At 69.0% G+C, this 20702-nt stretch carries 22 protein-coding genes; 10 read left to right on the forward strand and 12 right to left on the reverse strand.

What is annotated here, in order from left to right; all coding sequences use genetic code 11:
• The first annotated feature begins 119 nt into the window (after positions 1-119).
• Entirely contained in the window at positions 120-884 is a 765-nt protein-coding gene (locus QE449_RS15790; protein ID WP_056447180.1) for a CoA transferase subunit A, read from the forward strand.
• Positions 881-1546: a 3-oxoacid CoA-transferase subunit B gene (locus QE449_RS15795; protein ID WP_307109123.1), complete on the forward strand. Its 666-nt coding sequence runs from the start codon at positions 881-883 to the stop codon at positions 1544-1546. The genes QE449_RS15790 and QE449_RS15795 overlap by 4 nt, the downstream gene beginning before the upstream one ends.
• A gap of 17 nt (positions 1547-1563) precedes the next feature.
• Here the strand turns inward: QE449_RS15795 and QE449_RS15800 are convergent, their stop codons facing one another.
• From QE449_RS15800 to QE449_RS15810, 3 genes are read right to left on the reverse strand one after another with little or no spacing between them, the layout of a single operon-like run.
• Positions 1564-2589 carry an NAD(P)-dependent alcohol dehydrogenase gene (locus QE449_RS15800; RefSeq protein ID WP_307109738.1) on the reverse strand — a complete coding sequence of 342 codons (1026 nt, stop codon included), beginning with the start codon at positions 2587-2589 and terminating at the stop codon, positions 1564-1566.
• A gap of 37 nt (positions 2590-2626) precedes the next feature.
• The gene (locus tag QE449_RS15805; RefSeq protein ID WP_307109124.1) at positions 2627-3331 is read right to left on the reverse strand and encodes an iron-sulfur cluster assembly protein; all 705 of its coding nucleotides are present in this window, start codon (positions 3329-3331) and stop codon (positions 2627-2629) included.
• A 1-nt stretch (position 3332) separates the two neighbouring features.
• On the reverse strand, positions 3333-4385 hold the full coding sequence (locus tag QE449_RS15810; RefSeq protein WP_056447174.1) for an amidohydrolase family protein: 1053 nt from the start codon (positions 4383-4385) through the stop codon (positions 3333-3335).
• A gap of 168 nt (positions 4386-4553) precedes the next feature.
• Here QE449_RS15810 and QE449_RS15815 point away from each other — a divergent pair, with 168 nt between their 5' ends.
• Together QE449_RS15815 and QE449_RS15820 are read left to right on the forward strand one after the other, a co-directional pair.
• Positions 4554-6017: a helix-turn-helix domain-containing protein gene (locus tag QE449_RS15815; protein WP_307095238.1), complete on the forward strand. Its 1464-nt coding sequence runs from the start codon at positions 4554-4556 to the stop codon at positions 6015-6017.
• A 59-nt stretch (positions 6018-6076) separates the two neighbouring features.
• Positions 6077-6844 (forward strand): ANTAR domain-containing protein, encoded by a 768-nt coding sequence (locus tag QE449_RS15820; protein ID WP_307109125.1) that lies wholly within the window; start codon positions 6077-6079, stop codon positions 6842-6844.
• A gap of 7 nt (positions 6845-6851) precedes the next feature.
• Here QE449_RS15820 and QE449_RS15825 read toward each other — a convergent pair whose 3' ends face one another.
• Together QE449_RS15825 and QE449_RS15830 are read right to left on the reverse strand one after the other, a co-directional pair.
• Positions 6852-7631, reverse strand: coding sequence for a TIM barrel protein (locus QE449_RS15825; RefSeq protein WP_307109126.1), 780 nt, complete (start codon positions 7629-7631; stop codon positions 6852-6854).
• The gene (locus QE449_RS15830) at positions 7628-8674 is read right to left on the reverse strand and encodes a Gfo/Idh/MocA family oxidoreductase (protein ID WP_307109127.1); all 1047 of its coding nucleotides are present in this window, start codon (positions 8672-8674) and stop codon (positions 7628-7630) included. The genes QE449_RS15825 and QE449_RS15830 overlap by 4 nt, the downstream gene beginning before the upstream one ends.
• Before the next feature lie 126 nt (positions 8675-8800).
• Here QE449_RS15830 and QE449_RS15835 point away from each other — a divergent pair, with 126 nt between their 5' ends.
• Positions 8801-9778 carry a LacI family DNA-binding transcriptional regulator gene (locus tag QE449_RS15835; protein ID WP_307109739.1) on the forward strand — a complete coding sequence of 326 codons (978 nt, stop codon included), beginning with the start codon at positions 8801-8803 and terminating at the stop codon, positions 9776-9778.
• On the opposite strand, the gene QE449_RS15840 is transcribed toward QE449_RS15835, so the two are convergent.
• A complete protein-coding gene (locus QE449_RS15840) occupies positions 9768-10424 on the reverse strand; it encodes a TetR/AcrR family transcriptional regulator (RefSeq protein ID WP_235578814.1) in 657 nt (218 codons plus the stop codon). The genes QE449_RS15835 and QE449_RS15840 overlap by 11 nt on opposite strands.
• Positions 10425-10536: 112 nt before the next feature.
• Here QE449_RS15840 and QE449_RS15845 point away from each other — a divergent pair, with 112 nt between their 5' ends.
• Positions 10537-11991: an MDR family MFS transporter gene (locus tag QE449_RS15845; protein ID WP_307109128.1), complete on the forward strand. Its 1455-nt coding sequence runs from the start codon at positions 10537-10539 to the stop codon at positions 11989-11991.
• A gap of 48 nt (positions 11992-12039) precedes the next feature.
• The gene (locus QE449_RS15850) at positions 12040-12792 is read left to right on the forward strand and encodes a GAF and ANTAR domain-containing protein (RefSeq protein ID WP_307109129.1); all 753 of its coding nucleotides are present in this window, start codon (positions 12040-12042) and stop codon (positions 12790-12792) included.
• 16 nt (positions 12793-12808) lie between these two features.
• Here QE449_RS15850 and QE449_RS15855 read toward each other — a convergent pair whose 3' ends face one another.
• The 5 genes from QE449_RS15855 to QE449_RS15875 all read right to left on the reverse strand — a co-directional run bounded on the left by QE449_RS15855 (position 12809) and on the right by QE449_RS15875 (position 17585).
• Positions 12809-13651 carry a pentapeptide repeat-containing protein gene (locus QE449_RS15855; protein WP_307109130.1) on the reverse strand — a complete coding sequence of 281 codons (843 nt, stop codon included), beginning with the start codon at positions 13649-13651 and terminating at the stop codon, positions 12809-12811.
• Positions 13652-13828: 177 nt separating this feature from the next.
• Positions 13829-14440: a vitamin K epoxide reductase family protein gene (locus tag QE449_RS15860; protein ID WP_373428304.1), complete on the reverse strand. Its 612-nt coding sequence runs from the start codon at positions 14438-14440 to the stop codon at positions 13829-13831.
• 81 nt (positions 14441-14521) lie between these two features.
• On the reverse strand, positions 14522-16063 hold the full coding sequence (locus QE449_RS15865; protein ID WP_307109131.1) for an AMP-binding protein: 1542 nt from the start codon (positions 16061-16063) through the stop codon (positions 14522-14524).
• Positions 16064-16103: 40 nt separating this feature from the next.
• Entirely contained in the window at positions 16104-16688 is a 585-nt protein-coding gene (locus tag QE449_RS15870; protein ID WP_307109132.1) for a TetR/AcrR family transcriptional regulator, read from the reverse strand.
• Positions 16689-16736: 48 nt separating this feature from the next.
• On the reverse strand, positions 16737-17585 hold the full coding sequence (locus tag QE449_RS15875) for an SDR family oxidoreductase (RefSeq protein WP_222638274.1): 849 nt from the start codon (positions 17583-17585) through the stop codon (positions 16737-16739).
• Positions 17586-17643: 58 nt separating this feature from the next.
• Here QE449_RS15875 and QE449_RS15880 point away from each other — a divergent pair, with 58 nt between their 5' ends.
• Positions 17644-18540, forward strand: coding sequence for an alpha/beta hydrolase fold domain-containing protein (locus tag QE449_RS15880; RefSeq protein ID WP_027504044.1), 897 nt, complete (start codon positions 17644-17646; stop codon positions 18538-18540).
• A gap of 10 nt (positions 18541-18550) precedes the next feature.
• Here QE449_RS15880 and QE449_RS15885 read toward each other — a convergent pair whose 3' ends face one another.
• Complete coding sequence (locus tag QE449_RS15885; protein ID WP_155956902.1) at positions 18551-18784, reverse strand: hypothetical protein; 234 nt, start codon at positions 18782-18784, stop codon at positions 18551-18553.
• Positions 18785-18940: 156 nt separating this feature from the next.
• On the opposite strand from QE449_RS15885, the gene QE449_RS15890 reads away from it, so the two are divergent.
• Entirely contained in the window at positions 18941-19654 is a 714-nt protein-coding gene (locus QE449_RS15890; protein ID WP_307109133.1) for an SDR family oxidoreductase, read from the forward strand.
• A 34-nt stretch (positions 19655-19688) separates the two neighbouring features.
• The gene (locus QE449_RS15895) at positions 19689-20687 is read left to right on the forward strand and encodes an NADP-dependent oxidoreductase (RefSeq protein WP_027504047.1); all 999 of its coding nucleotides are present in this window, start codon (positions 19689-19691) and stop codon (positions 20685-20687) included.
• Positions 20688-20702 lie beyond the last annotated feature (15 nt).

The raw sequence follows: 20702 nt of genomic DNA on the forward strand, positions 1-20702 counted from the left end.
TCGCCGTCCGGACCCCGTATCGCCTGCGAAGACGCCGTGGTCCTGATCGAATGCAGAGAGTGCGCACGTCCACTCACCGGACCGTACATCTGATCAGTACTCGATCTCAGGAGGAACTCGTGGCCACCGAAGTCCTGTCCACCCCCGCCGACGCGATACGCGGCGTCACGGACGGCGCCACCCTGGCCGTCGGCGGCTTCGGGCTCTGCGGTATCCCGGACGCACTGATCGACGCCCTCGCCGCCACCGACGTCACCGATCTGGAGGTCTTCTCCAACAACTGCGGAGTGGACGACCACGGCCTCGGCATCCTGCTCGCAGCGCACCGGATCCGTCGCGTCACCGCGTCCTACGTCGGCGAGAACAAGGAATTCGCCCGGCAGTACCTGTCCGGCGAGCTCGAGGTCGAGCTCACTCCCCAGGGCACTCTCGCCGAGCGACTACGCGCCGGGGGCGCGGGCATCCCGGCGTTCTTCACCCCGGCCGGTGTCGGCAGCCCCATCGCCGACGGCGGGCTCCCGTGGCGCTACGCCGCCGACGGATCCGTCGCACTCGCGTCCCCCCCGAAGGAGACCCGCGTCTTCGGCGACAAGCGGTACGTCCTCGAGGAGGGCATCCGCGCCGACTTCGCGCTCGTGCACGCGCACCTGGGTGACACCGACGGAAATCTCGTCTTCGACAAGGCAGCCATGAACTTCAACCCGCTCGCCGCCATGGCCGGCCGCATCACCGTCGCTCAGGTCGAGCATCTCGTGCAGCCGGGCGAGATCGACCCGGCGCACGTGCACCTGCCCGGCGTGTTCGTCCAGCGCATCGTGGAGACCGGCCCACAGACACCCCGCATCGAGAAGCGCACCACCCGACCCGCAGGAGACGCACGATGAGCACCGACACCGGATGGACCCGCGAGAACATGGCTCGGCGCGCGGCGGCCGAACTGCGCGACGGTGATTACGTGAACCTCGGCATCGGGCTGCCCACACTGATTCCCGGCTTCCTCGATCCCGCGATCCGCGTCACGCTGCACTCCGAGAACGGCATCCTCGGTACCGGCCCCTACCCCACCGAGGACGAGGTCGACGCGAATCTCATCAATGCCGGCAAGGAAACCGTCACCACCCTGCCCGGCGCGGCGTTCTTCGACTCCGCGCTGTCCTTCGGCATGATCCGCGGCAGCCACATCGACACCGCCGTCCTCGGCGGCATGCAGGTCTCGTCGACCGGCGACCTCGCCAACTGGATGGTCCCGGGAAAGATGGTCAAGGGCATGGGCGGCGCCATGGACCTCGTCCACGGCGCCGCGCGCGTCATCGTCGTCATGGAGCACACCGATCGGGACGGCAACCCCAAGATCGTCGACGCGTGCACGCTCCCCCTCACCGGTCAGGCCGTGGTCGACCGTGTCATCACCAACTACGCCGTCATCGACGTCGTCGGCGACGGCACCCTGGTCCTGCGGGAGACCGCGCCCGGTGTCACGGCGGCGCAGGTGCACGACGCCACCGGCGCCACCCTCACCGACGCCGACGACCTCGTCACGCACTGACCGGCGGCGGGCCGTTCTCACGGCGTGAGGATGGCCCGCCCTCGCACCGTGCCCGCGTCCAGATCGTCGATGGCGCTCTGAAAGTCGTCGAGTGCGTACTTCGCGGTGTGCAGAACGACGGACCCGCGTGCCGCGAGAGCCATGAGGTCGCACAGGTCGTTGTAGGACCCGACCAGGTTGCCGATGACGTTGATCTCCGACGACACGATGTCGATGGTAGGGACGTCGATGTTCTCGCCGTATCCGACGACGTGGTAATTGCCCGCCTGCCGCAACATCGCGATGCCCTCCGCCGTCGCGCCGCCTTCACCGACGAAATCGATGACCGCTTCGCCGCCCTGCCCACCGGTGAGCTCGATCACCTGCTCGATGTGGGTGCCGTCGGCGACGACGCCGTGATCCGCCCCGATGGACAGGGCCAGCTTCACCGCGTCGGCGTTACGGTCGACGACCACGATCTCGGCCGCGGTCAGCGCCTTCAGCACCTGAATCCCGATGTGCCCCAGCCCACCTGCGCCGATCACCACGACGCGGTCTCGGGGGGTCAGATGCCGGGAAGCCTTCGCCGCGGCGTGATAGGCCGTCAGCCCGGCATCGGCGAGGGCGGCCACGTCCGCCGGCTCCAGCGAGTCGTCCAGCTTCACCACACTGCGTGCCGACGTCTTCAGGTACTCCGCGTAGCCACCGTTCGTGTCGATGCCGGGGAACTGGTTGATCTCGCAGTGCACGTCGTCGCCGGATCGGCAGGCGCGGCAGAGCCCGCACGTGATGAGCGGGTGGACGATGACCTTGTCACCCTCCTGCACGTTCGTCACGGCGGAACCGACGGCGTGGACCCAGCCGGCGTTCTCGTGACCGATCGTGTACGGCAGGGTCACGTTCGACTTCTCGGCCCACTGCCCCTCGAGGATGTGCAGATCGGTACGGCACACCCCCGCTCCACCGATCCGGACGACCACGTCGAACGGCCCCGTGGGAGTGGGAACGGGCACCTCGGTCATTCGGAGTTTCTCGTGGTACCCCACGACCTGGACTGCGCGCATGGTGCTCATGATGTGTCTCCTCGGCTTCTCGGGAAGGTCAGGCGTCGACCGTCGTGCGGTCCGGGTCGTCGTAGCGGGTACGGAGCAGTCCCCGGCAGAAGTGGGCGTTGCCGTCGATCGAGATGCGGGTCGATCGAGCCCGACGCAGTGCGAGCGGCACGTCGAGCTGCGTGTAGCCGGCTCCGGTGTGATCGACCATGACGATGCTGTCGGGCACGTCGTCCAGGCCGAGGGACCGTCGCCGCGACCGCAGCGCCCTGGTGGTGTCGTCGTCCGGGAGATCGCCCAGCACAACGGTTCCCATGTCCTCCATGCGCCGGGACGGATCCCGCTTCAGCAGCGCGGTCAGGCACCGCTCCATCGCCGCGACGTGAGCCTTGCGCCGGAACGTCGTCCGGAGCTCCTCCAGATCGTTCTCCGCCTCGTGCGCGAAGGTGCCCCGGTACCCCGCGTCCGCGGCGAGTCCCGCGTTGATGATCGGTGAATCGTGGTGGTCGTCGAGTTCCACCGTCACGTTCCGCGTCCAGGGCAGGCCGGTGAGCACGTCCTTCGCGTCGGAGGCCATGAGGTAGGCGAAGTTCGGCGCGCAGAAGGACGTCGGCAAGCGCAGGTGCACCACGACGTCACGGTCCTCGGAGACGGTGAGCGACTGCACGAAGTCGAGGTCGGTGATCGGCTCGTCGAGCTCGGGGTCGATCACCACGTCCAGAGCCCGCATCGCCGAGTCGGCACGGGTGGTCATCTCACGCTCCCACGAGAACGTCGTCGGCCGCACGGTCGGCGCCGCGCGGGCCGGTGGCCGTCTCGTCGGCATCGGCGATCTGCAGCTCCGCCGGAACCGGGATGTCGTACATCTTCGCGGCGTTCAGGCCCAGCACCTTGCGCTTCTGGTCCATCGTGATCTCCGGGTACTCGCTCAGCTCCGCCGGGATCTGGAAGTCGACGAACGACTCGATCAGCCAGCGCGGTGTCCAGAGGGCGTAGTCGGACGAGAACTGGATCCGGTCCTCACCGAGCCAGTAGAGCAACTCGCCCATGATCTGGCCGAAGTACTTCGGCCGGGAGTGGATGAACGGCATCGCGACGGCGAGCCCGGCATGCACGTTCGGCTCCTGGGTGGCTATCCAGCAGAAGTCCTCGAGCCGCGGGAGACCGCAGTGCTCGACGACGAAGTTCAGATCGGTGAAGTCGGTGGCGACATGATCGACGTCCGCCACGTCGAAGGCATCGCGATCGAGCGGCCTGATGGTCGGTCCCTTGTGGACGTGGATGTTGGTGATCCCGAGCTCGCGGCAGACCTCGAGGTAACGCCGGGTCCAGTCGTCGTCGAGCTTGTAGCCGCGAGAGTCTCCGTGCCACTCCGCCGTGTAGAGCTTGACGCCCTTCAGTCCGAACCGTTCGGCATCGGCGCGGAGCTGATCGAGCCCACGCTCGCCGTTGCGCGGATCGAAGTGGTGGTTGTAGGTGAGCTTGTCGGGATTCTGCGCCGTGAGGGCCCATGCCTCCTCCGTCTGCCCGAACCCGTTCACGTAGAACTCCCCGAGGTGGGCCGGCTGGAAAATCGCATGATCGACGTACCCGTCCTCGAAGAGGTCCTTCATCAGGCGGTCGCCGCCCTGGTAGAGGTACTCGTCGTACGGCCACAGCTCGCTCTCGGGCGACAGGTTGCGGTGGTAGTCGTAGAAGCAGTCGATGAACTGCTTGCCGTGGATGTTGCGCTGGTTCTCGGGCCGCGCGTCCCACAGCGCGACGTGCGCGTCGACGATGAAGAAGCTGTTGTCGCCCTTGGTGTACATCGAGGTCCCTTCGTCGTGTGACTGGCGTCACCTTCACTGGCTCGACGCTAGAGCGCGACGGACGGGAAGCGGGCGTCCCCGGCGTCTCAATCTGAGACGGTCGACCACCCCTCGGGCGCTGTAACCTGGATCACAACCCGACCCGCTTCGACCCACCAGGACGCCCGCGTGCCAGCACAGCTCCCCGAACACCGGACCGGCTCCGGCCGCGAGGTGGACGCGGTCGCCGGTGCGGTACCCCCTCGGCTCCGCGCCTCCTGGCTTCGGAGTCGGCGCTACGGCATCCCGGTCGATCATGTCGAGCCGGTCTTCGCCGGGACGGAACGGCAGGAGTCGCTCTTTCGGCAGTGCGGTGACGAAGTGCTCGCCGACCTGCAGCGGACGCTCACCGCCGAGCCGGTGGGCCTCATGCTCACCGACGCCGACGGCCTCGTTCTGTCCCGCCTGAGCGGGGACCACACGTTGCTCCGCGCGCTCGACGACGTCCACCTCGCGCCCGGTTTCGGCTACTCGGAACGGGAGGTGGGGACCAACGGTCTGGGTCTCGCGCTGGCAGACCTGGCACCCACCCTGGTCCGAGCGGAACAGCACTACTCCCACAGCCTCACCGGCTTCACCTGCGCAGCCGCCCCGGTGCTGGATCCCGCGACGGGTCGTCTGCAGGGTGCCGTCAATCTCACCACCTGGTCCCGGACGTCGAGCGACCTCCTACTCACACTCGCACGGTCGGCCGCGAGCACCATCTCGCTGTCGATGTCGTCCCGATCGACCGGTCGACGAGAGCGACCGACGGTGCGTCGCAGCCTCTTCCGTATCGAGCACGGGTCCACCGGCACAGGCGTTCGACTCGGCGCGGAGTGGTCAAGACTGGAGGCGGACGCCCACTCCGCGATGGCCGCGGGATCGACCGTCGCGGTGATCGGCCGCCCCGGCTCCGGCCGCTCGTCGCTGGTGACGCACGCTGCGCGGCGCGCCTTCCCGCGCCACCGCATTCTCTCGGCAGCGGCCCCCGCACCCGACGACGTCGACACGTGGCTCGACCTGTGGACGTACGAGGCGGATCGCACCGACACGGTCGTCGTCCTGCGCGACGTCGACACGCTCCCCGACTTCGCCGCGCAGTCACTCGTCGACCTGCTGCGGTCCGCCGAGACCCGGATGCCCTTCGCGGTCACCGCCGAACGACTGCACGACATCCCGGCCGCACTCGCCTCCGCGGTCGCATCGGTCGTGTCGCTGCCCCCACTGTCGGACCGACCGGACGACGTCGTGCCGTTGGCTCACGAGTTCGCGCGCGCGGTGCGCGGACGCGACGTGCACATCACCCCCGCGGCGGAACGCGCTCTGCAGCACCACGACTGGCCGCAGGGCGCGGCGGAGCTCCGCGAACTCGTCACGCGAGTCGCGTCGCGTGCGGACGTCGTCGACGTCGCGATGCTCCCCGCCGAACTGCTGGCGGGCCGGACGCGCCGATTGTCGAGCATCGAGGCGTTCGAGCACGGGGAGATAGTGCGGGTCCTCGCGTCGGGCAAGGTCACGATGAGCCAGGCGGCCCGTCAGCTGGGGATGAGCCGCGCCACGCTCTACCGCAAGACGGCCTACTACAAGATCGATCCGCGGAACCCCGGCTGACGCACGTCGGCCGCGTAGTCTCGTCCCGGACGACTCGATCTCACGGGAGGGGCGCGGACATGGACGACGAACTCACGCGACGTCTGTTCGCACTGCGCGACCTCCCCCACTTCCGTCGGGCCCGCGAACGGGACTCGACGGCGACGACCACGGTCTCCGATTTTCTGACCGGCTCGGTGGACGACGATGCCGCTCTGCTCGTCGTGCTCGAGCAGGGCGCGGCGGCGGCGGTCCGATCACTCGACAGCGTGGCGCACGCCGGCATCACCGCCACCGTGGACGGCCACCCCTTCACCGTGTCCCCCACCGACGCCGTCGTGTTCGCGCTCGACGCCCAGCAGTACGACCTCGACGACGGACCCTGCCTGCGCGCGCTGCGGACACACTCGTCGCTGCACTTCTCCCACGACGAGGTGGCCCGACTCTGGCCGCCGCTGGCCGCCCTCGCGGCGAGGGCAGGCGTGGACCGGGTGCACGCGTGCGCGCTGACCGTCGACGGGGCGGCCGCCGGATCGGTCAACCTGTACGCCGCGGGGCCTCCCCTGTCCTCCGCGCAGGTCGAGGCCGAGGACGATCTGGTGTGCGTCCTCGTGGACCACCTCGACACCGCCCTGTGGTCCTACGGCCGCGGGCGCGACCTCGTCGCCGGAGTCCGACGGATCGGTGCGGCCATGGCGGACCGCCGGGTCGTCGGCATCGCGGTCGGCATCCTCATGGTGCGGGACGATCTCGACATGGGCGAGGCCCGAGCACTACTCGAGAAAGCCGCTGCCGCAGCGGAACTGCCACTCATCGACGTGGCCCGCCGGATCACCGAGGACAGCTGACCGACGATCACGGCGCCGTGAACGCCGCCTCGAAGGCGTCGAGTGCCTCGTCGGGATCGGCGCGTGCCCACCCCTCGAGACCGACCACACCGTCGTACCCCATCTCGCGCAGTGCGGCGGCGACGACCGGGTAGGCGATCTCCCCGGTGCCCGGTTCGCAGCGCCCCGGAACGTCGGCCACCTGGATCTCGCCGATCCAGGGAAGCGAGCGCCGCACCGTCTCGATGAGGTTCCCCTCGCCGATCTGAGCGTGGTACAGGTCCAGATTCAGGCGCAGGGCCGCACTGTCCACCGCGGACACGAGTGCGAGCGTGTCCGCCGCGGTGGCGAACGGTGTACCGGGGTGATCGACCGCGGTGTTGAGGTTCTCGAGGGTGAACACGCGACCGGCACGCTCGCCCAGCTCCGCGACCCGGCGCAGTGTGTCGGCCGCCCGGAGCCACATGTCGGGGGTCACCCTGTGCTCGGGGTGGACCGGCAACCCCTCGGAATCGAGACCTGTGCCGTGCAGATTCAGGCGCGGGCAGTCGAGCCGATCGGCCACGCGCAGCGACTCCGCGGCGGTGCGGAGCAACTCGTCGATGCCGTCCGGGTCGGTGAGGCTTCCGCTCAGGTACCCGGTCATCGAGGAGAACCGGGCACCCGTGGCCCGCAGATCGTCGATGTTCTTCGTCGACCAGTTCCAGATCTCGACCTGCAGGCCGCGGTCCGCGATCCGTCGGACCCGATCGACGAACGGCAGATCGAGGTGGAGCATCTCGGCGCTGGCCGCCAGCGTGTACGTCATCGGACACCGTCCGAGTCGAGATCCGCGACGGTGACCGCGGCGCCGGACCGCACGCTCTCGATCGCGGCGAGCGCGATCGACAGGGCTACCCGTGCGTCGGCTCCACCGACGACCGCGGGCGTCGAGTCGCGGACCGAGGACACGAACGCGGTGAATTCTCCGATGTAGGCCTCGCGCAGCAGATCGGTGTCGCGACGGGCGGTGCCCACGGTGATCCCGCGAGCGTCGTACAGGGTCATGTCGCTCGACGCCGCGGTGCCGGCAGTGATCATGCCGCCGGATCCGAACACCTCTCCGCGGACGTCGTAGCCGTACAGCGCGGAGAAGTTGGCCTCGGCCGTCGCGAGGGCGCCGTTGTCGAACGCGATGGTGACGACGGCGGTGTCGAGGAAGCCGTCGTCCCTGGCCTCGGGCCGGATCAACGCGTCGGCCATGGCGTGCACACGCACCGGAGCGGCTCCCGGGTTGAGGAAGCACAGCGTGTCGAAGTCGTGGATCAGCGTCTCCAGGAAGATGGTCCACGCTGGAACGCGGCTCGGATCTCCACCCCACGGGCCGGGATCACGGGTGAGCGACCGCAGCAGCTGGGGCGTACCGATCCTGCCCTCGTCGACGGCCCGACGTGCCGCCGCGAATCCCGGTGCGAAGCGTCGGTTGAAGCCCACCTGGAGTGTCACTCCCGCGGCCCGTGCGGCGGCGATGGCACGGTCCGCGTCCTCGAGGGTCACGGCCATCGGCTTCTCGACGAACACGTGCTTCCCGGCCTCCGCGGCCGCGACGACGAGTTCGGTGTGACTCCGCGCGGGGGCGGAGATCACGACCGCGTCGACGTCGTTACGCCGCAGGGTCTCGTGGATGTCGGTGGACGCCGTCGGTGCACCGAGTTCCCCGGCGAGCCTGTCGGCGGCGCCGGGCACCGGATCCGCCACTGCTCGCAGTGCGGCACCCGGTACCCGGCGCGCGACGATCTCGGCGTGGTTGGCGCCGATCCTGCCCGCACCGAGCACCGCGATGCCCACCACCTCCGAACGATCGACTGCCATGACGCCTCCTACTAGTACGTTCTAGTTTGCCTGTTCGCAGAGGCTAGAACGTACTAGACGCCGGCGTCAACACCCCCGTACGATCGGTGCGTGACCACCAGGAGACGAACCGAGCGTCCCGTCACGATGACCGACGTGGCACGGGCGGCGGGAGTCTCCACCGCCCTGGTGTCCATCGTCTTCCGCGACTCCCCCGGTGCCAGCGACGCGACCCGCGCACGGGTACGCGAGATCGCCGACGAACTGGGATACGTCCGCGACAGACGGGCGAGCAGTCTGCGGCAGTCGCACTCCCGGCTTCTCGGGGTCGTCTTCGAGCTGCAACAACCGTTCCACGGGGATCTGGTCGAACACGTCTATTCCGCCGCGGCTCGACGGGGCTACGAGGTGGCTCTCAGCGCCGTCGCACCCAGCAGAGGTGAGACAGCGGCCATCGACTCCCTCCGTCACGATCGCTGCGAGGCAACGATCCTCCTCGGCAGCCGACTGCCGGAGGACGAGCTGGCCGCGCTCGCCCGCACCGTTCCCACCGTCGTCGTCGCTCGCCGTGTCGACACCCCGGACACGGTGACGGTGCGCAGCGACGACGTCGCCGGCATCACGCTGGCGGTACGGCATCTCGAGGAGCTCGGCCATCGGCGCATCGCCTTCGTCGACGGCGACGGCGCACCGGGCAGCGAGGACCGATCCGCCGGTTTCCTGGACGCCCTGTCCCACATCGACGACTCCCGAGCCGAGGTGGTGAGGGGCGGCCTCACGGAGGACGACGGAGCGCGAGCAGTCGAGGGACTCCTCGACACAGAGCACCCTCCCACCGCCGTGATCGCCTTCAACGACCGGTGTGCCACAGGCGTTCTCGCCGCACTGGTCGCTCGCGGACTCGCCGTGCCGCGGGACATGTCGGTGATCGGGTACGACGACTCGCGCGTCGCCGGACTGGACCACGTCGCACTCACCACGGTGTCCCAGGACGCCGAGAGCCTGGCCGACGCGGCGGTGGACGCCGCACTCACCCTCACCGTCGACGACAGTGCGCCGAGCATCGTGCTGACGCCCAGCCTGGTGTCACGGTCGACCACCGGCGCACCGAGGGCTACGTCGTGACGTCCGGGGCGGCACCGGTCACGACGGTCCGCAGATCACGGCACGCGACGCGATAGATCTCCGCCAGGTCGGCGTCCTGATCCCCGTCGTCCACGCGCGCCGCCCACGAGTCGAACGCGACCCGGACGGTCATGATCGCCGTCTCGGCGGTCAGGCGGGAGGGCGATCGCGGAACTCGCGCCGCCAGCGCGTCGGCCAGGCGAGCGATGACCACTTCGTCGAGGGCGATCGCCGCGGACCGTAGGTGCGCATCCGACACGATCAGCCGACGGATGCGCATCACGCGGTCGGACGACGCCGTGTTCGCCGCACTCATGCGCCGGAGGAACCGCTCCACGATGTCCTCGATGCCGGCCAGACCGACACCCGCGAGGTCGGCCTCGGTCACCCACGCCAGGATCTCGCGCTCCAGCCCGGCATCGAAGCCGACGACGGACTGCTCCTTCGTGGGGAAGTGACGGAAGTACGTGCTCTGCGAGATGCCCGCGTCGCGAGCGATGTCGCCGACGGTGGTGGACGCGAATCCCTGACGCTCGAAGAGTTCCAGCGCCGCCAGTGAGATCTCGGAACACATGTCGCGACGCCGACGTTCCCGCAGATCGGGCACCGGTGTCGCCGCCACCTCGGTCGAGCCGTCTCCACTCACGACATCACTCCTCTCCGAATGGCCGTCACCCTACATCAACAACCAGTTTGACAGTGATTGTCATGCAGGAAGACACTGTTACCACACCGAACGACAGAGAGGCCCCACGACGATGCAGGTTCAGCAGACAGAGGTGGACGCGCCGCGCGTCACGGACGGGCCTCTGCCACGGAGCAGTCGGCTGTTGATCGCGGTGCTCGTGGTGTCGGCATTCGTCATGATCCTCAACGAGACGATCATGAGCGTCGCGCTGCCCACCCTGATGGTCGATCTCGCCATCGACGCCGGCACCGCGCAGTGGCTCACCACCGGCTTCCTCCTGACCATGGCCATCGTCATCCCGACCACGGGCTTCCTCTTCCAGCGCTTCACTCTCCGCCAGGTCTTCTTCGCGGCGATGTCGCTGTTCTCCGTGGGCACCGTTCTCGCCGCGTCGGCGCCCGGCTTCCCGCTGCTGCTCACCGGTCGAGTCGTCCAGGCAGGCGGCACGGCGATCATGCTTCCCCTGCTGATGACGACCGTGCTGCGACTGGTTCCCGCCGATCGGCGCGGCCGCATGATGGGCGTCATCTCCATCGTCATCGCCGTGGCTCCGGCCGTGGGGCCGACCATCTCGGGTGTCATCCTCAGTGCGCTCGACTGGCGGTGGATGTTCTGGCTCGTGCTCCCGATCGCGTTGTTGGCCTTCGCGATCGGATTCCGCCTGGTGGAGAACGCCACCGCGGCGAGCACGGTGGCCCCGTTCGACGCCGTCTCGGTGGTGCTGTCCGCGCTGGCGTTCGGCGGCATCGTGTACGGACTCGGCAGCCTGGGTCACGCCGCCGAGGGCACCGCGGTCCCCGTGTGGATCCCGTTGGGTGTCGGAATCGTGGCACTGGTCGTGTTCGTCCTCCGGCAGATCGCTCGTCAGGACTCGGGCCGGGCCCTGCTCGACCTGCGTCCGCTGCGCACCCCCACGTTCAGCATCGGCCTGGGCATGCTCTCCATCAGCATGATGGCGCTGTTCGGTGCCCTCATCCTGCTGCCGATGTATCTGCAGAACGTCCGCGGGCTGGACACGTTGACCACGGGCCTGATGCTCCTTCCCGGCGGTCTGATCATGGGCGGTCTCGCTCCCGTCGTCGGACGGGTCTTCGACCGGGTCGGCCCCCGCCCACTGGTGGTCCCGGGCGCCGTCGTCGTCAGCGCCGCACTGTGGTCGATGACGATCCTCACGGCCGACACCGCCCTCCCCGTGGTCGTCGCGATCCACTCGCTGCTCAGCGTCGGACTCGCTCTGATCATGACTCCGCTGATGACCTCCTCACTGGGTTCGGTTCCGCCGCAGTTGTACTCGCACGGCAGCGCGATCTTCAACACCGTGCAGCAGTTGGCGGGAGCGGCCGGCACCGCGCTGTTCGTGACCGTGATGTCCACCGCTGCGGCCTCCCGACTGGCCGGTGGCGTGGGCGACGTGGCGGCGCAGCAGTCGGGGATCCACACCGCGTTCCTGTGCGGCGGTGCCGTGTCCCTGCTGGCAGTGGGCGCCTCGTTCTTCATCCGTACGCCTGCGGCCGACCGGGGGTGACCTGGTCGTTGCCGGAAGGTTGTCGCCCCGTCGTGGTGCAATGGTGCCGTGAACTTCTCTGACTCCTTGCCACTCGCGGTCGTGATCGGTAACGCCGTCCGCTCGTTGAGCGCGGCGGGCACCGACGACGACCATGCTGCGGAGTTGATGCACCGGCTGGTCGACGCCGCCTGCGCGTGCATCCCCGACACGGACATGTGCGGAGTCACCGTCGAGCTGAACGGCGCACCCTTCGCGGCCGCGACGTCGTCGGCCACCGTCTCCGCCATCGACCTCGAGCAGTACGACGCGGACAGCGGTCCGTGCCTGCACGCCGCTCGCGAGGGCGAGACGGTGCTGGTCGACTGCGAGGCGGGAGACGCCCGGTGGCCGGAATTCGGCACCACTGCGCGCGCCGCGGGGATCGCCGCGATGATGTGCACCCCGGTGCGGGTGGGTGACCGCACCATCGGTTCGCTCACCCTCTTCGCCCACACCCCGCACTCGTTCGACGACCTGGACCGTCAGGTTCTCAGCACGCTGGTCGGCGCCGTCTCGGACGCGCTGGAGCGCGATGACCAGCACCGCGACCTCTCGACCACCGTCGACGGCCTCCGCGATGCCATGGCCCACCGCGCACCCATCGAGCAGGCCAAGGGCATCCTCATGGCCCTGCGCGGCATCGACGACGCCGCGGCGTTCGAGGTGCTCTCGACCGAGTCGCAGCGCACCAACCGCCGACTGCGGGACATCGCCCGCGAATTCGTGTCGTCGGTGACGGACGTCGCGCCGGCCGAGATGACCGGCGCGCGCCCCGCCTGACGCACAGTTCGACCGGTCACCACCCGGGCGGAACCTCCAGGTCGACCGGAACTCGGGTGTTCCGGTCCCCGCTCGCGGACGCCAGTTGCGTCCGGGTGAGAAACAGCGCGTCACGCAGGTCCGCACCCCGGACGTCCGCGCCGCGCAGATCGACCCCGAGAAGGTCGCATCCGGTGAGGTCGGAACGGCGCAGATCCGCCCCCACCAATGACGCCCCGCGCAGGTCGGCACCGACGAGCCACACGTCACGCAGGTCCGCGCCCGCCAGGTCCGCTCGCGGGACGAGCCGTGCGTCCGTCGCCGCCCCGTCCGCGAAGTAGGCCGCGCGCACCTCGGCGCTCACGGTGTCGAGCACCTGCCTTACGCGCCCTCGAACGAACGTCACGTCCACCGCGAGAACCGAGGTGGCGCCAGCGTCGACGGCGGCAGAGATCTCCGCGCACAGCAGATCGACCTCGTCGGTCAGGTCGCTGTCGTGGGAACGCGTGCGCACCCGCGTCAGATGCCACAGCATCTCGTGCAGGTCCATCACGACCTCGAAGGCCGAGAAGACGGTGCGCGCGGTCGCGTCACCGTCGCGCCACGACGCGGCAGGGAACATCGTCGTGCTGACGCGTTGGCCGGCTCCGAAACAATCGAAGGACACGCAACCGCGGTACCCGCGTCGAGGCAGAGCGGAGTGGATCGAACACCGGAACGTCGTGTCCAGATGGGCACACGGGACGCCCGGTGGTTTGTCGGTCGCGAACTCCACCGATCGCGAGAATCCGAGGGCGGTGCAGCACAGGCCGGTGCACCGCGCGCAGTCGGCGCGCAGTGTGGACGGATGCGGGACAGGGGCCGAGAACGGCTCGTTCATGAGGTACTCCGGAGAGAAGTGACAGGGGCCGGAGGCGGCGGAGCCCTCGGAAGGGTCCGCCGACACCGGCGCACGCAGTCACCACCGAACGCACGGAGTGCGCTCGGTCGGAGCCACAGGGCCTGGTCAGGACATCATGAAGAGATCACTGCGCGCAGAGTAGCGCACCGACCCCGGTCAGCCGAGCACGAACCTCTGCACGACGAGTCCTGCCAGCACGAGATACCAGAGGACGAGGGGGACGGCGTGGTACCGCGTCGGCAGGTCTCTCGTCCGGCCCGGTCCCGCCAGAGCCGACACGTTCACCACCGTCACGTACCAGAAGACGGGCACCGTGACGGCCCACACCACCATGCAGTACGGGCAGAGCGCACCGATCTCGTACAGGCTCTGCACGATGAGCCAATGCACGAAGGCGACGGCCGCGGTGACCCCTACCTGCAGCCCTGCCCAGAACCACCGATCGAGACGCGTGCGCATCAGCAGGGCGACGCCCACCATGGCGACGATGGCGAAGCCGCCCACCCCCATGAAGGAGTTGGGGAATCCGAGGACGGCCGCCTGGCGTGATGCCATGACCGAGCCGCAGTTGACCACGGCGTTGAGGTTGCACGTCGGCGCGTACGACGGGTCCGCCGTCAGTCGTATCTTCTCGTAGGTCAGCACACAGGCGGCCGCGAATCCGACGACCCCGCCGATCAGCAGGACCCACGGCAGCACGCGCGCCGGGGTTCCGCGAGACGGACGGTCCACGTCGACGTCGTCGTCGGACAGCGAGGACATCGTCATCGGTGGGATCCCGTCGGAGAGTCGGAGAGTGGTCGAGTCCCCGAGTGTAAACAGCCTCCCTGAGAGATCGGCTCCGGCGAGTCAGTTGACCTCGCGGTCCATCCCGTCCCAGTAGGGCGTGCGTAACTTGAACTTCTGCAGCTTGCCGGTGGCCGTGCGCGCCAACTCGTCCCGGAACTCCACGGTGGTCGGCGCCTTGTACCCGGCCAGTCGCTGCTTGCACCACGCGATGAGGTCGACCTCCGTCTCCGGGCCGGCGTCCACGTCCGGCGCGAGCACCACCAAGGCCTTGATCGTCTCGCCCCACTTCTCGCTCGGCACCCCGATGACGGCGACCTCGCTCACCGAGGGATGGGAGAAGAGGCAGTCCTCGACCTCGATGGACGAGACGTTCTCGCCGCCGGTGATGATCACGTCCTTCTTGCGGTCGGCGATGGTGAGATAGCCGTCGTCGCCGATGAGGCCGCCGTCACCGGTGTGGAACCAGCCGCCGTCCAGCGTTCTGGCGCTCTCCTCGGGCCGCCCCCAGTAGCCCTCCATGACGACGTTGGATCGCGCCAACACCTCGCCGGTCGGGTCGACGTCGAGTCGGACACCCAGTGCGGGGGCGCCGGCCCGAGTGAGCTTCGCGGCACGCTCCTCGGGTTCCAGATCGTCCCACTCCTGGCGAGTGCGGTTGACGGTCAGCAGAGGGGACGTCTCGGTGAGCCCGTAGATCTGGATGAACTCCCACCCCAGTTCACGCTCCACGCGCGCAACGGTCTTCGTCGGTGGCGGCGCACCGGCCATGATGATGCGCACCCGATCCCGGCCGGGGATCTCGCCCTCCCACGACTGCGCGGCATCGAGCACGGCTGCCGCGACGGCGGGGGCCGCACACATCACCGTCACGCCGTGATCGCGCACGCGGCGCAGGATCTCGGCGCCGTCGACCTTGCGCAGGACGATGTGCTGCGCACCGACTCCCGTCATCGCGAACGGCTGTCCCCAGCCGTTCGCGTGGAACATGGGCAGGGTGTGGAGGTAGACGTCGCGATCGCTGACGCCGACGTGCATGCCGAAGGTGACCGCGTTGACCCAGATGTTGCGGTGCGTGATCTGGACGCCCTTGGGGCGAGCCGTGGTCCCCGACGTGTAGTTGATGGCAGCGGTCGCGTTCTCGTCCGGATCCCACGGTGCCGGAGTCGATCCCGGCGGAGCGTACAGATTCTGGTCGTCACCGAGAACGACGACGTGTTCGCACTCGACGTCGCCGAGCGAGTCCTTCAGCTCCGGATCGATGTAGAGCACGCGCGCACCGGAGTCCTCGACGATGTACCGCACCTCGTCCGGCCGGAGTCGAAAATTGACGGGAACGATGACGCGGCCCCAACCACTGATTCCGTAGAACGACGTGAGCAGACGGCCCGCGTTGTGGCTGACGATCGCCACTCGATCGCCACGCTCGATACCCAGATCGTCGAGTTTCGCGGCCTGCCGCCGGGCGAGGTCCGCCATCTCGGCATAGGTCGGCGATCCGAGGCTCGGAGCGGGCTGATCGGGCTCGTCGACGAACCCGACCCGGTCTCCGTACACGGCGGCGGCGCGGTCGAGGAAGTCGGTGACACTGAACGGGACGAACATTCGACCGACACTAACAAGGCTCCGCGCCGTGCGGCGCAGTTCACCGAGAGGCGGTGCCCAGCAGGTCGGCCATCATGCCGACGAGCCACTCCTCGACGACGTCGAGCGGCCGCGTGCTCCGTTGCGCCTTGCACATGAGGAGGGCGCCCTCGATGGCCGACAGGGCAAGGGTCGCACCGCGTTCCGCGCCGTCACGAGCGACACCGCGCTCGCACAGAGAGTCCGCGATGATCTTCTCCCACGACGTGAAGGCCGCACCTGCCGCGTCGCGGGCACCCGGGGTGTTGGGCCCCTCGACGGCCGCCGCACCGACGGGACACCCCGCGACGTGATCCGTCGCGACGAGTTGGTCACGGAACGACCCGACGATGGAGGCCATGGTGTGCTCGGGTCCCCGCGACGCGAGACCCGCCGAGATCATCGATCCCATGAAGTCACCCGCGCCCCGTGTCGCTTCCTCGACGAGCTGCGGGCGCCCTCCGGGAAAGTGGTGGTAGATCGATCCGCGCGGCGCATGGGCATGCTCGATGACGTCGGCCACCGAGGTGGCCTCGACACCCTTCTCCCGGAACAGCAGCGCCGCGCTGCGCAACATGTCGGTACGGGCGGTGCTCTGCCTGGGCATGGGATTCCTCTCGTTCTATGCAGTGCACTATACCGACCGTGCTCGTGCTCAGCCGACGGTGAGAAACTCCCGGAACGAGAGCGGTCGGCGTCCGGTGATCTCCTCCACGTCACCCGAGACGTCGGCGAGAGCTCCCGAGGCGATGGCCGTGTACGTCGACACCCACGCGTCGTTCTGCCAGGCGGGTGCCGCCCACCGTGCCCTCGACTCGTAGGCCTCCGCCACCGTCTCGTCGTGGAACCGCACGTCGACTCCCCGGACATCGGACAGTGTGGCGGCCACCTCCGTCATCGACAGCGCCTCGGGCCCGGTCAGATCGTAGGTCCGGCCGATGTGACGGGCCGGGTCGCTCAGCACCGCCGCAGCGGTGCGCGCTACGTCGACGCGGGCGACGAGCGCGGCACGCCCCTCCCCCGCCGGTCCGCGCAGAACACCGTCCTCCCCCACGAAGTGCTCCATGACGTCGAGGTAGAAGTTGTCCCGGAGGAACGTGAACCCGATACCCGTGGACCGGATGTGACTCTCCGTGGCGTGGTGATCTCGGGCCAGGGTGAAGACGGCGTCCGGCGCGGCGCCGACGAACGACGTGTAGACGATGTGGCGCACGCCGGCGGCGACGGCCGAGTCGACGAACGTCCTCTGCTGGTCGACACGATCGGCGCTCTCGGAGGCCGAGACCATGAACAGGACCTCGATCCCGGCGAGTGCCTGCACCGCGGCGGTCGCGTCCGAGTAGGAACACTGCGCGACGTCGGCACCCGGGTGTGACGGCGCGCGACCGGCGTTCCGCACCAGCAGACGCTGCGACGCGCCCGCGGCGGCGAGCGACGCGGCGACGGCGCCGCCGAGTGCGCCGGTCGATCCGGTGACCGCGACGGGAGTTCGGATGACGTTCACGGGCTTTCCTCTCGTGACACGATGGCCGCCGGACGATCACCGACCAGGAGACTTTTTCATGGCGACGTGGCAGATGCGCGCGGTGGCGCTGTACATGCGGGCGACGGCGAAGCGGACGATGGCGTCCGAGGCTCGTGCCGACCGCCGGATGCGGCGGCCGAAGGACTCTCCGACTCCGCCGGCGCGCATGGCGGGACGGCACGACATCGAGCGGTTCGAGGTCGCGGGACGGCCCGTCGACGTGGTGCGTCCGCGCGACCGACCCTGCGTCGGCGGCGTCCTGCATCTCCACGGCGGAGCGTTCGTCAGCGAGATCGCCGCTCAGCACTGGTCGCTCGTCGATCAGCTCACCGAGGCGGGGCTCGCTGTCGCGGTACCGCACTACGGTCTGGCTCCGGATCACACCGTGGACGACGCCTACCCCCTCCTGACGTCGGTCCACGAACGGATGGTGTCCGAGCACGGGATCGACCACACCGCGATCATGGGCGATTCCGCCGGCGGCACCCTCGCCCTCGGGCTCGCGCAACGGCTCGCGGCAGCCGGCAGACCGGGGTCTCATCTCTGCCTGATCTCCCCGTGGCTCGATCTCGCGCTGACGAACCCGGCGATCCCCGATGTCGAGGCGCGCGACCCGTGGTTGTCGAGCGTCGGCCTGCGACATGTGGCGCGGACGTGGTCGAACGGTCGAGACCTCGACGATCCCGTGGTCAGTCCACTGCGCGGGCCCACGCGCGGACTACCGCCCGTTCACGTCCTGATCGGGGATAGAGATCTGTTCCTGCCCGACGTCCGGGCGTTCGTGGACGAGGCGCGCGCAGCGGGCGTCGACATCCGCAGCACCGAGTGTCCCGGGGCGATCCACGTCTACCCCCTGCTTCCCACACCCGAGGGGGCGAGCGCGCGGCGCAGCATCGTCGACGCCCTGATACGCGATCTCACGACCGCGCCCTGACGTCGCTGCGTCAGGTGTCGCTCACCGCATCACGACGCGCGCGGAGACGCCGGAGACGAACGACGACGACCACGGCGAGCAACAACCACCCGGCGCCGATCACACTGCAGCCGACCACGACCATGGTGCGCAACGGATGATCCTGGTCGAGGCGTGCACCGACGAGCGCCCAGAACAGGCCCAGCACCGCGAACAAGGCCATCGCCTGCGCGACGGATCGCTTGAACGTCACTCGTCTCGTCACCAGCGGGGTGTACCCCGCTCCGGACGCGGACTACCCCCGAGGGGGGTGCGAGTCTCGTCACGCGGGAACGACGACGGTGCAGCAGCGCGGAACAAAACATGACCGTGCTCGGTTCTGAGTACAGTCATATAAACCCGTCACAGAATCGAGCTCGTCATGACCGCTCTCGCCGGATCCGTCGTCCTCGTCACCGGAGCCAACGGTGGCATCGGTACGCAGTTCGTCCACGACGCCCTCGCCCGCGGCGCCGCCAAGGTGTACGCCAGCGCCCGGACGCCGCGCGACTGGGACGACGACCGCATCGTTCCCGTCACCCTGGACGTGACCGACCCCGCGTCCGTCGAGGCCGCCGCCGCACAGGCCGCGGACGTCACGGTGCTGATCAACAACGCGGGCGCACTTCCGCCCGGCGCCAGCCTGCTCGACGTCGAGGTCGCCGACATCCGCGCCACCATGGAGGTGAACTTCTTCGGTCCCCTGCTCGTGGCGCGAGCTTTCGCGCCGGCACTGACAGCTCACGGCGCGGGCGTGCTGATCGACGTGCACTCGGTCGCCAGCTGGTACCACTTCGGTGGCGCGTACAGCGCGTCCAAGGCGGCCCTCTGGGCGGCCACCAATTCCCTGCGTCTCGAACTGGCGCCCCACGGCGTGCTCGTCACCGGTGTGCACATGGGGTACGTCGACACCGCGATGGCGGCGGGCGCCGACGGGCCGAAGTTGACGACCGAGCAGCTCGTCGCGGCCGTTCTGGACGGAGTCGAGGCAGGTGAGACGGAGGTGCTCGCCGACGAGCTGACCGTCAGCACCAAGGCCGCACTGGCCGGACCACTCGACGCCCTGTACCCCGGATCCCGCCCCACCACAGTCTGATTCGACCGGCCGAAGAGAACTCAGGAGGCTCACGATGCGCGCACTCGTTCTCACCCGCTACAAGCACCCTCTCGTCGAACGGGATGTTCCGGAGCCGATCGTCGGTGATCACGACGTCCTGATCAGAGTGGAGGCGGCCGGTCTCAACGTGCTCGACGAGAAGATCCGTCTCGGCGAGTTCACGCAGATACTTCCGTACACCCTTCCCCGCACACTCGGTCACGACGTCGCCGGCACCGTTCTCGCAGTCGGCTCGGCGGTGCGGTCCTTCGCACCGGGGGACGAGGTCTGGTCGCGGCCACCGACCGATCACATCGGCACCTTCGCCGAGCGCATCGCCGTTCCCGAGTCCGACGTGGCACCGAAACCGGCCGGCATCAGCATGGCCGAGGCCGGGTCGCTGCCCCTCGTCGCGCTCACCGCGTGGCAGGCGTTGGTCGAGCGAGGCGGCCTGCAGGCAGGTCAGACGGTGCTGATCCATGCGGGGGCCGGTGGTGTGGGCACCATCGCCGTCCAGCTTGCGAAACATCTGGGAGCGACCGTGGTGACCACGGCCAGTGCCCGCAACGCCGACTTCCTGCGGGCACTGGGCGCCGACGTCGTGATCGACTACCACACCGACGATCTCGACACCCTGTCCGGCGTCGACCTCGTGCTCGACAGCGTCGGCGGTGAGACACTCGAGACCTCGCTCCGCGTGCTGAAGCGAGGTGGCAAGGCCATCGGGATCACCGGCCCGCCGGACCCCGCCTTCGCCTCCGACGCAGGCCTGAACATCGTCGTCCGCACGGCCATCGCGGTGATCAGCCGGAAGATTCGTCGACAGGCGGCGAAAGCCGATGTGTCGTACGAATTCCTGTTCATGCACGCGGACGGCGGTCAGCTACGGGAGATCGCCGCCCTGATCGAGAACGGGGCGCTCCGTCCCGTCGTCGGCCGCACCATCACCTTCGACGAGATACCCGAGGCGCTGTCGACGATGTCCGCCGGCGGCAACCGCGGAAAGATCGTGGCCACCCTTCCCGTCACCTGACCGGCGGCGGCTCCC

The organism is Rhodococcus sp. SORGH_AS_0303 (assembly GCF_030819335.1).
GTDB lineage: Bacteria > Actinomycetota > Actinomycetes > Mycobacteriales > Mycobacteriaceae > Rhodococcoides.

Excerpts from the sequence above, each read along its gene's own strand:
- QE449_RS15795 (WP_307109123.1), top strand. The coding sequence starts at position 881 with ATGAGCACCGACACCGGATGGACCCGCGAGAACATGGCTCGGCGCGCG.
- QE449_RS15800 (WP_307109738.1), bottom strand. The coding sequence starts at position 2,589 with ATGCGCGCAGTCCAGGTCGTGGGGTACCACGAGAAACTCCGAATGACC.
- QE449_RS15805 (WP_307109124.1), bottom strand. The coding sequence starts at position 3,331 with ATGACCACCCGTGCCGACTCGGCGATGCGGGCTCTGGACGTGGTGATC.
- QE449_RS15810 (WP_056447174.1), bottom strand. The coding sequence starts at position 4,385 with ATGTACACCAAGGGCGACAACAGCTTCTTCATCGTCGACGCGCACGTC.
- QE449_RS15820 (WP_307109125.1), top strand. The coding sequence starts at position 6,077 with ATGGACGACGAACTCACGCGACGTCTGTTCGCACTGCGCGACCTCCCC.
- QE449_RS15825 (WP_307109126.1), bottom strand. The coding sequence starts at position 7,631 with ATGACGTACACGCTGGCGGCCAGCGCCGAGATGCTCCACCTCGATCTG.
- QE449_RS15830 (WP_307109127.1), bottom strand. The coding sequence starts at position 8,674 with ATGGCAGTCGATCGTTCGGAGGTGGTGGGCATCGCGGTGCTCGGTGCG.
- QE449_RS15835 (WP_307109739.1), top strand. The coding sequence starts at position 8,801 with ATGACCGACGTGGCACGGGCGGCGGGAGTCTCCACCGCCCTGGTGTCC.
- QE449_RS15845 (WP_307109128.1), top strand. The coding sequence starts at position 10,537 with ATGCAGGTTCAGCAGACAGAGGTGGACGCGCCGCGCGTCACGGACGGG.
- QE449_RS15855 (WP_307109130.1), bottom strand. The coding sequence starts at position 13,651 with ATGAACGAGCCGTTCTCGGCCCCTGTCCCGCATCCGTCCACACTGCGC.
- QE449_RS15860 (WP_373428304.1), bottom strand. The coding sequence starts at position 14,440 with ATGACGATGTCCTCGCTGTCCGACGACGACGTCGACGTGGACCGTCCG.
- QE449_RS15865 (WP_307109131.1), bottom strand. The coding sequence starts at position 16,063 with ATGTTCGTCCCGTTCAGTGTCACCGACTTCCTCGACCGCGCCGCCGCC.
- QE449_RS15870 (WP_307109132.1), bottom strand. The coding sequence starts at position 16,688 with ATGCCCAGGCAGAGCACCGCCCGTACCGACATGTTGCGCAGCGCGGCG.
- QE449_RS15880 (WP_027504044.1), top strand. The coding sequence starts at position 17,644 with ATGGCGACGTGGCAGATGCGCGCGGTGGCGCTGTACATGCGGGCGACG.
- QE449_RS15890 (WP_307109133.1), top strand. The coding sequence starts at position 18,941 with ATGACCGCTCTCGCCGGATCCGTCGTCCTCGTCACCGGAGCCAACGGT.
- QE449_RS15895 (WP_027504047.1), top strand. The coding sequence starts at position 19,689 with ATGCGCGCACTCGTTCTCACCCGCTACAAGCACCCTCTCGTCGAACGG.